Source organism: Streptococcus sp. DD04 (assembly GCF_001578725.1).
GTDB classification, from domain to species: domain Bacteria; phylum Bacillota; class Bacilli; order Lactobacillales; family Streptococcaceae; genus Streptococcus; species Streptococcus sinensis.
Window position 1 is genome coordinate 87431 of record NZ_KQ968982.1, and the last position, 8768, is coordinate 96198.

Annotated in this window: 9 protein-coding genes and 1 pseudogene; 1 reads left to right on the plus strand and 9 read right to left on the minus strand. The window is 41.6% G+C overall.

All coding sequences use genetic code 11. The annotated features are described in order from the left end of the window. The 9 genes and pseudogenes from STRDD04_RS11575 to fabM all read right to left on the minus strand — a co-directional run. Positions 1–61, minus strand: a pseudogene (locus STRDD04_RS11575) (acetyl-CoA carboxylase biotin carboxyl carrier protein); the annotation flags it as partial. Next, on the minus strand, positions 62–1294 hold the full coding sequence (fabF, locus tag STRDD04_RS09935; protein ID WP_062201930.1) for a beta-ketoacyl-ACP synthase II: 1233 nt from the start codon (positions 1292–1294) through the stop codon (positions 62–64). It lies immediately after the preceding pseudogene. Positions 1295–1347: 53 nt separating this feature from the next. Further along, positions 1348–2082: a 3-oxoacyl-[acyl-carrier-protein] reductase gene (gene fabG / locus STRDD04_RS09940; RefSeq protein WP_062201932.1), complete on the minus strand. Its 735-nt coding sequence runs from the start codon at positions 2080–2082 to the stop codon at positions 1348–1350. A gap of 12 nt (positions 2083–2094) precedes the next feature. Then, entirely contained in the window at positions 2095–3015 is a 921-nt protein-coding gene (gene fabD / locus STRDD04_RS09945) for an ACP S-malonyltransferase (RefSeq protein ID WP_062201934.1), read from the minus strand. After that, complete coding sequence (fabK, locus tag STRDD04_RS09950; protein WP_062201936.1) at positions 3008–3982, minus strand: enoyl-[acyl-carrier-protein] reductase FabK; 975 nt, start codon at positions 3980–3982, stop codon at positions 3008–3010. Before fabK ends, fabD begins: the two co-directional genes overlap by 8 nt. A 135-nt stretch (positions 3983–4117) precedes the next feature. Beyond that, the gene (locus tag STRDD04_RS09955) at positions 4118–4342 is read right to left on the minus strand and encodes an acyl carrier protein (protein ID WP_002893611.1); all 225 of its coding nucleotides are present in this window, start codon (positions 4340–4342) and stop codon (positions 4118–4120) included. 56 nt (positions 4343–4398) lie between these two features. Further along, the gene (locus tag STRDD04_RS09960) at positions 4399–5373 is read right to left on the minus strand and encodes a beta-ketoacyl-ACP synthase III (RefSeq protein WP_062201950.1); all 975 of its coding nucleotides are present in this window, start codon (positions 5371–5373) and stop codon (positions 4399–4401) included. After that, positions 5373–5807, minus strand: coding sequence for a fatty acid biosynthesis transcriptional regulator FabT (gene fabT / locus STRDD04_RS09965; RefSeq protein WP_062201938.1), 435 nt, complete (start codon positions 5805–5807; stop codon positions 5373–5375). The genes STRDD04_RS09960 and fabT overlap by 1 nt, the downstream gene beginning before the upstream one ends. Positions 5808–5949: 142 nt before the next feature. Beyond that, the gene (gene fabM, locus STRDD04_RS09970) at positions 5950–6741 is read right to left on the minus strand and encodes a trans-2-decenoyl-ACP isomerase (protein ID WP_062201940.1); all 792 of its coding nucleotides are present in this window, start codon (positions 6739–6741) and stop codon (positions 5950–5952) included. A gap of 253 nt (positions 6742–6994) precedes the next feature. Between fabM and STRDD04_RS09975 the strand changes: the two genes are divergently transcribed. Beyond that, positions 6995–8359 carry an aspartate kinase gene (locus STRDD04_RS09975; RefSeq protein ID WP_062201942.1) on the plus strand — a complete coding sequence of 455 codons (1365 nt, stop codon included), beginning with the start codon at positions 6995–6997 and terminating at the stop codon, positions 8357–8359. The last annotated feature ends 409 nt before the right edge of the window (positions 8360–8768 follow it).

The window sequence follows — 8768 nt, forward strand, 5'->3', positions numbered from 1 at the left end:
ATTCACGCAGGCTTGATTGGTCAAACTGAGCCATCAAGTCTTTAATTTCATTGATATTCATCTAGTCCTCCCAACGCTTGAATGCCAGAACAGCATTGTGACCACCAAAGCCAAATGTATTGGAAATCGCATAAGGAATTTCCTGCTCCTTGCCTTGGCCAAATACAACATTTGCTTCAATATAATCTGATACTTCTCTTGTACCAGCTGTTTTTGGTACAAAGCTGTGGCGCATCGCTTCAATAGTCGCAATCGCTTCGACTGCACCAGCTGCCCCGAGCAGGTGACCAGTGAATGATTTGGTGGATGAAACAGGAACATCCTTACCAAGAACTGCAACAATAGCACCACTTTCACCCTTTTCATTAGCTGGAGTTGAAGTACCATGCGCATTCACATAAGCAACATCTGCTGGGCTAATCTCTGCTTCGGCAAGAGCCAATTTAATCGCCTTAATAGCACCCTGACCTTCTGGATGCGGAGAAGTCATGTGGTAAGCATCACAGGTATTTCCGTAGCCAACCACTTCTGCAAGAATCGTTGCTCCACGTTTTTCAGCATGCTCCAGACTTTCAAGAACCAGCATACCAGAACCTTCCCCCATAACAAAACCATTCCGGTCTTTATCAAAAGGAATAGATGCGCGAGCAGGATCTTCTGTCGTGGAAAGAGCCGTTAAAGCTTGGAAGCCAGCAATCGCAAATGGTGTGATAGAAGCTTCTGAACCACCTACCAACATCACATCTTGGAAACCAAATTTGATAGAACGGAAGGCATCACCAATCGCATCATTTGAAGAAGCGCAAGCCGTATTGATTGATTTACAGACTCCATTTGCTCCGAAGCGCATAGCCACATTCCCAGCTGCCATATTTGGCAGAGCCTTTGGCAAGGTCATCGGTTTGACACGCTTCGGACCTTTCTCATGCAAACGAATGACTTGATCTTCGATTTCCTTAATGCCACCGATACCAGATGCAACGATGACACCAAAGCGATCCTTGTCAATATTTTCAACATCTAAACCAGCATGATTGACCGCTTCTTGAGAGGCATAAAGGGCATACAAGGAATAGTTGTCAAAACGATTGGTGTCTTTCTTGATAAAATATTTATCAAAAGGAAAATCTTGAACTTCTGCCGCATTATGAACAGCAAAATCGCTGTGATCAAACTTGGTGATGGGACCAATCCCAATCTTACCTTCTTTTAAACTATTCCAAAATTCTTCTGGTGTGTTTCCGATTGGAGAGGTTAATCCATAACCTGTTACAACAACTCGATTTAGTTTCATAGTGAACTCCTTTATGATGATTGGTGAACTTTCAAATCCAAATTCATTTGAAATTACTGCATGGTCAGCCCGCCATCAATCGTGATGACTTGACCGGTAAGATATTCCTGACCCGCCAAGAACAAGGCAACATCAGCCACTTCTCCGGTATTCCCGAACCGTTTCATTGGGATTTGAGCAAGGGAGGCTTCTTTGATTTTTTCAGGAAGCCCGTCTGTCATATCAGATTCGATAAAGCCTGGGGCAATTACATTGACACGGATATTGCGCGCTGCCACTTCACGGGCAACCGACTTAGAAAATCCAATCAAGCCAGCTTTAGAAGCTGCATAGTTGGCCTGACCGACATTACCAGTCAAACCGACAACACTTGATAAGTTAATGATTGCTCCCTGGCGAGCCTTGGTCATTGGTTTCAAGACAGCTTGTGTCATATTAAAGGTTCCAGTCAAGTTGACCTTCAGCACTTGCTCGAAGTCTTCCTCCGTCATCTTAAGCATGAGCTTATCTCGAGTAATCCCAGCATTGTTGACCAAGACATCTACAGACCCCAAAGCCACAATTGCCTCATCAATCATTCGCTTCGCATCAATGCCATCAGATACATCTCCTGAAATAGCCACGACTTTGATTGGATAGCCAGCAAACTCAGCTAAAACGTCATCTGAAATTTGACCGCGCCCGTTCAAGACAATATTGGCACCTGCACTTGCAAACTTATGTGCAATGGCCAGACCGATTCCACGGCTAGATCCTGTAATAAAAACATTTTTATTTTTTAATTCCATTGGTATTCCCCATTATTTTTCCAGTAGGGCTGTCAAAGTGTCTACACTTTCAACATGATGAACAACTGCTGATTTGTCAATTTTCTTCATAAAGCCAGACAGGACTTTCCCTGGACCAATCTCGATAAATTCTGTCGCACCAGCTTCCTGCATTTTAGCGATACTGTCATAGAAACGAACTGGTTCCATGACCTGGCGAGTCAGTAATTCCTTAATTCTGCCAGCTTCCATAATATCCGCTTCTGTATTGCCAACTAATGGAAGCTGAAATTCAGAAAATTCCGTTTCAGCCAAAGCTTGAGCTAATTGCTCACTAGCTGGTTTCAAGAGAGCCGTATGGAAAGGACCTGAAACATTCAGCGGAATCAAGCGTTTCACACCTGCTTCCTTGAGTAATTCCACCGCCTTGTCCACCGCTGCCGCATCGCCCCCAATGACGATTTGACTAGGAGTATTGTAGTTGGCTGGAGAGACCAGTCCCAGCTGACTAGCCGTCTGGCAAGCAGCCTCAATGAGAGAGACCTCTGCATTTAAAACTGCTACCATTTTACCAGAGCCAGCAGGGGCAGCTTCTTCCATAAAGGCTCCGCGTTTAGCGACTAGAGCTACCGCTGTTTTGAAGTCCAGCGCACCAGCAGCTACCAAGGCAGAGTATTCACCCAGAGAAAGACCAGCCACCATATCAGGCTGGATTCCTTTTTCAGCCAGCAGGCGATAAATAGCAACAGAAGTTGTCAAAATTGCTGGCTGAGTATAGCGAGTTTGGTTAAGTTTTTCCTCGTTCTGGTCAATCAATTCCCGAACATCATAGCCCAGAACCTGGCTGGCTTCCTCAAAGGTCGCCTTGACCACGCCATACTGATCATAGAGGTCACGAGCCATCCCCAGATACTGGGCCCCCTGACCGGCAAAGAGAAAGGCTGTTTTAGTCATTTCTAGTCACTCCTGCCCAACGTTTTGCTTCTTGCTGAATCTTTTCAGCAGCGCCATAATAAATATCCTTGAGAATTTCTTCTACTGTTTCTTCCTTGCTAACCAAGCCGGCAATCTGACCGGACATGACCGAACCATTTTCCACATCGCCACGGACAACCGCATTGGCCAAGGCACCAGCACCTAGATTTTCAAAAACAGTCAAATCTGGATTTTCTTGCTTGAAGGCTTCTTTTTCTGCCTTTTCGAAATCACGAGTTAGCTTATTCTTGATAGCACGAACCGCATGGCCGAAATGCTGAGCAGAAATTGTCGTATCAATATCCCGAGCCTTCAAGATCATATCTTTATAATTTTGGTGGGCATTGGATTCCTTAGCAACGACGAAGCGTGTTCCAACCTGAACAGCTTCAGCTCCCAACATAAAGCCAGCTGCCGCCCCTGGTCCATCTGCAATACCACCAGCTGCAACAACTGGGATATTCACAGCCTCTACAACCTGACGTACTAAAGACATGGTAGTCAGTTTACCGATATGGCCACCGGCCTCCATCCCTTCTGCAATGACCGCATCCGCTCCGATTTTTTCCATCCGTTTAGCTAGAGCTACACTTGGTACAACTGGGATTACGGTAATGCCTGCTTCGTGGAAGCGAGCCATGTACTTACTTGGATTGCCCGCGCCAGTCGTCACCACTTTAACTCCTTCTTCAATGACAAGATCCACAATATCTTCTGCAAAAGGAGAGAGAAGCATGATATTGACACCGAAAGGACGGTCTGTTAAAGACTTGATTTTGTCAATATTGGCCTTCACCACTTCCTTAGGAGCATTTCCACCACCGATGATGCCAAGACCACCAGCTTTTGAAACCGCACCAGCCAAGTCACCGTCCGCAACCCAGGCCATTCCACCTTGAAAAATAGGATATTTAATATCTAATAATTCTGTAATTCGTGTTTGCATAATACCTTCCTCTAATCATTGCTTAAGTAATAGCTGGATTCCAAACTACCACATGCGAGATGTATTTCTTTACTTTGACAGTCAAACTATTACCTAAACAAGAGAGAATATCTCACGATACTCTCAAGTTCTTGTTTATTTTGTTTTTTCTTCTACGTAAGCAACCAAGTCACCAACTGTATTTAAGCCTTCTTCAGTTTCGATTTGGATGTCAAAAGCATCTTCGATTTCTGAAATAACTTGGAACAAGTCCAATGAATCAGCTTCAAGATCATCGAAAGTTGACTCAAGCGTAACTTCTGATGGCTCTTTGCCAAGTTCTTCAACGATAATTTCTTGTACTTTTTCAAATACTGCCATGGATAGACTCCTTTAAAAATAAAATATTTTTTATCAATGTGTTTCCACATGACTAACTAAATTGTAACAATAAGCGTGCCCCATGTCAAACCTCCACCGAAACCTGACAGCAAAATTGTCTGATTTTCGTTCAGCTTAATCAAGTCCTGTTGGACACACTCAGATAATAAAATCGGGATACTGGCTGCACTGGTATTACCATATTCCATCATATTAGCAGGCAACTTTTCCCTAGTGACTCCCAGTTTCTTAGCCATCTTGTCCAAAATCCGGATATTGGCCTGATGCAAGAGCAGATAGTCAAGATCATCTACTGAAAACTGGCTTTCCTCAATGGTGTTTTTGATGGATCGAGCCACATCGCGAATAGCAAAGTCAAAGATTGCGCGACCTTCCATTTTTAAATAGCGGTCATCAGCTTGCTTTTCCGAAAAGGGAGAGGACAAGCCAAGCCTGCCACTAGTCAGACTCTCACCTCTCAGACCATCTGTAAACTGACTTTCAGCCCAAAAATGCTGTCTTTCTGAAGTTTCAAGTAAAACACCGCCAGCACCGTCACCAAACAATACCGAAGTCGTGCGATCTGACCAATCCACAACCTTTGATAAGGTTTCACTTCCAATGACCAAACCTTTTTTATACCGTCCAGAAGAAATAAATTTCTCACCTGTAGACAAAGCAAAGATAAAACCGCTGCAGGCTGCCGTCAAATCAAAAGCAAAAGCATTCTTAGCGCCAATATTCGCTTGAACCCTAGCTGCAGTAGAAGGCATCATAGAATCAGGCGTAATAGTTGCAACGATGATAAAATCAATCTCATCAGCAGAAATTCCGCCCTTCTCTAACAACTGCTCAGCAACCCTTGTCGCTAAATCACTGGTGGTTTCATTTAAAGATATGTGACGTTTTTTAATCCCTGTCCGGCTTGAAATCCATTCATCACTAGTGTCCATCAATTTTGCCAAATCATCATTCGTGACAATTTGACTAGGAGCATAATGCGCAGTTTGGCTAATCTTTGCGTAGTTCATCATTTCAGCTCCTCTAAAAAATTATATAAGTTATGCAGACCTTTTTGCATCACTTTTCTTTCTTCCGAACTCATTCCTTCAACCACCTGCATGACCATCCGATTATGAAAACGTTTATGAAGACGATACAAAAGTCGGCCATTTTTAGTCAGATTTAGGTGAACCACGCGGCGATCAATTTCTGAACGTCGACGTTCGATATACCCTTTCCGCTCCAAATTATTCAAACTGGTTGTGACAGTCCCCAAAGTAACCATTAATTCTCTTGAAATATCACTTGGAGTTGCATTTGGAGTGGAGCCAATAACATCAATCGTATGCATTTCTTTAATAGAGACATCTTTAAAACGACTGCCTCGGAGGCTGGACTCTTCAATGACCAAGACATTGTTAAAAATCGATGTTAAATAATCATTTACTAGCTGGAAATTCAAAAACCACACCTCCTTAAAAAATACTTTGGCATTCAAATTTTATCAGATATCAAAATAATTTGCAAGCCTTTTTGAAAATTATTTTGAAAATCAAATAATTTTTTATAATTACTCTTGGGATGTAAACCTTGCCAATTTTCGTCTATTTCCCTCTAAACTTAGGTCTACGCTTTTCAGTATAGGCTTGAACACCTTCTTTAAAGTCCTCGGTGAAAGCAAGGGATTTCTGCAGTTCTAACTCCAACTCTGCATATTCTTTCCAACCGCTGAAGAGACTTTTCCAGACCATTTCTTTCATGGCCCTATAGGAATTAAGCGAACCACGTTTTAATTTTTTAAGAAGTTGGTCTGTTGTTTTTTCCAGTTTTTCAGACTCACAGACTTTATAGAGCAAGCCATACTCCAAAGCCTTCTCTGCTGTCAAAGCCTCCCCTGTCATCACCAAATGAGTTGCCCGAGTCACACCGATTGCCCGAGTCAGTAAGTAAAGACCACCTGCATCTGGCGCCAGACCGACCCCGACAAAGGCCTGGATAAAACGAGATTTCTCTGTCGCAATACAGAAATCTGCAGCCACGACCATATTGGCAGCCGCCCCTGCAACTGGTCCGTCCACACTCATGATAACTGGTTTCGGTAGACGTTTCATGGCAAAGGAAATATCATTGACCAGCTCTGCAATTTTGACCAAGGATTGGATATCGTCCCCACTGACAGCCCTTTGCATTTCAGCTAGGTCACCGCCGACAGAAAATACCTTCCCATTAGCATTGATGACTAAAAATTTTACCGCCTGATCATTTGCCGCAAGTTCAATCGCTTCTAAAATTTCCTCACACATAGGAATATTAAAACCGTTTGAAACTTCCGGACGATTAAAAGTAATGGTCGCTACTTCATCAGCTACCTTGTAAAGAATACCATTGAAAGTCATTCTAGCTCCATTCCCGACTTGATATATTCAGTCGATTTTATTTTGTGATTAAATAATTTGATAATCAAATTATAATGCAGTATCTATTCTAACATAAATAATTTTGAAAGAAAAGAAAAAATAAATAAATTTAAATGATAACCAGATGTTAAGTCATTTACACAAACTTCACTACTTTTAGAGGTTGAAAAAGAAGAATTGAAAAATTTTCAGAATTTTGTTATAATTTTTAAAATAAATATGAGGAGCATCCATGAAAGTTGTAAAATTTGGCGGAAGTTCACTAGCTTCTGCAACTCAATTACAAAAAGTGTTAAATATTGTTAAATCAGATAAAGAACGTCAATTCGTTGTTGTATCAGCCCCAGGAAAAAGAAATGATTCTGATACCAAAGTCACAGATGCTTTGATTAAATACTATCGTGCATACATCGCTGGTGATGATGTTTCATTGCATCAAAAATGGATTATCAACCGTTATGCAGATATCGTGGCGGAGCTAGATTTAAAGCCAACTATTCTCGATAGAATTTCAAAAAACATTGTTTCATTAGCCACTCTGCCAATTGAAGAAAATGAATTTCTTTATGATACTTTTCTTGCAGCTGGTGAGGATAATAATGCAAAATTAATTGCAGCTTTCTTCAACCAAAACGGAGTTCCTGCTCGCTATGTACATCCAAGAGAAGCTGGACTTTTTGTTTCCAGTGAGCCGGGTAATGCCCGAATTCTTCCATATAGCTATGATAAAATAGAGGAATTAAACAACTCCGAAGAAGTTCTTGTCATTCCAGGATTTTTCGGAGTTACCCGCGATGGACAAATCTGCACATTTTCTCGTGGTGGTTCTGATATTACAGGTTCTATCATTGCTGCAGGTGTCAAAGCAGATATCTATGAAAACTTTACTGATGTTGATGGGATTTTCGCAGCCCATCCTGGCATCGTCCACAAACCACATTCCATTCCTGAACTGACCTACCGTGAAATGCGGGAATTAGCCTATGCTGGCTTTACTGTTCTCCATGATGAGGCCCTGCTTCCTGCTTACCGTGGTAAAATTCCACTGGTTATCAAAAACACTAACAATCCTGAACATCCTGGAACGCAAATTGTTCATAAACATAGCAAGGAACATTTACCTGTCGTCGGGATTGCTGGTGATGCAGGCTTTGTAAGTATCAATATGTCTAAATATCTCATGAACCGAGAAATCGGCTTTGGTAGACAGGTTCTCCAAATCCTAGAAGATTTGAACATTGGCTGGGAACACATGCCTACAGGAATTGACGATCTATCCATCATCTTGCGCGAGCGTGAATTGACGCCTATCAAAGAGGAAGAAATCCTTCGCCAGCTTATCCAAAAAGCAGAGGTTGATCATGCAGAAATTGAACACGACCTTTCCATTATCATGATTGTCGGTGAAAAAATGAAAAGCCATATTGGGGTTACAGCTACCGCAACCAAAGCTCTTTCAGAAAATAATATCAACATTCAAATGATGTCCCAAGGCTCAAGTGAAGTATCTATCATGTTCGTAGTCAATAAAGAACAAGAAAAAGCTGCTATCCGAGCGCTATATAAAGCCTTCTTTAAACCACAAACAAAAGAATAAATTATCTAAGATTCGTAGTAGACTTGATTATTAGACACTTCCAAAAGCTCACTACCTTCCAGAAGTGAGACTGTCAAGCCATGACAAAAAAAGATGTTCATTTTATAATAAAGATCATCAATCCGTGGTCTTTAACAGAGCATTTTCTAGTCTATCAAAAAATTGGATAAGTAGGGAGCATGAGACAACTCATACATCCTTATGCATAAATAAAAGCATCTGCTCTATCGAGATGCTAAAATCTGCTCAACCTCAGTTGGGCGGATTTGCTATCTCTCAGGGAAGTTTACTCTTCCTTTTTATTTGGGCTCTTAGTCAACTTAGTGGATTGCAAAAGAGCTAGAATACTTAAATCTAAAATGTTCTATGGTTTTTAAAGAAACATTTGAATCAGTCGATGATCTAAAAC

What these genes read in the sequence shown, in the direction of transcription:
- fabK (WP_062201936.1), bottom strand. Translation starts at nt 3,982, where the DNA reads ATGCAAACACGAATTACAGAATTATTAGATATTAAATATCCTATTTTT.
- STRDD04_RS09960 (WP_062201950.1), bottom strand. Translation starts at nt 5,373, where the DNA reads ATGAACTACGCAAAGATTAGCCAAACTGCGCATTATGCTCCTAGTCAA.
- STRDD04_RS09975 (WP_062201942.1), top strand. Translation starts at nt 6,995, where the DNA reads ATGAAAGTTGTAAAATTTGGCGGAAGTTCACTAGCTTCTGCAACTCAA.
- fabF (WP_062201930.1), bottom strand. Translation starts at nt 1,294, where the DNA reads ATGAAACTAAATCGAGTTGTTGTAACAGGTTATGGATTAACCTCTCCA.
- fabM (WP_062201940.1), bottom strand. Translation starts at nt 6,741, where the DNA reads ATGACTTTCAATGGTATTCTTTACAAGGTAGCTGATGAAGTAGCGACC.
- fabG (WP_062201932.1), bottom strand. Translation starts at nt 2,082, where the DNA reads ATGGAATTAAAAAATAAAAATGTTTTTATTACAGGATCTAGCCGTGGA.
- fabD (WP_062201934.1), bottom strand. Translation starts at nt 3,015, where the DNA reads ATGACTAAAACAGCCTTTCTCTTTGCCGGTCAGGGGGCCCAGTATCTG.
- STRDD04_RS09955 (WP_002893611.1), bottom strand. Translation starts at nt 4,342, where the DNA reads ATGGCAGTATTTGAAAAAGTACAAGAAATTATCGTTGAAGAACTTGGC.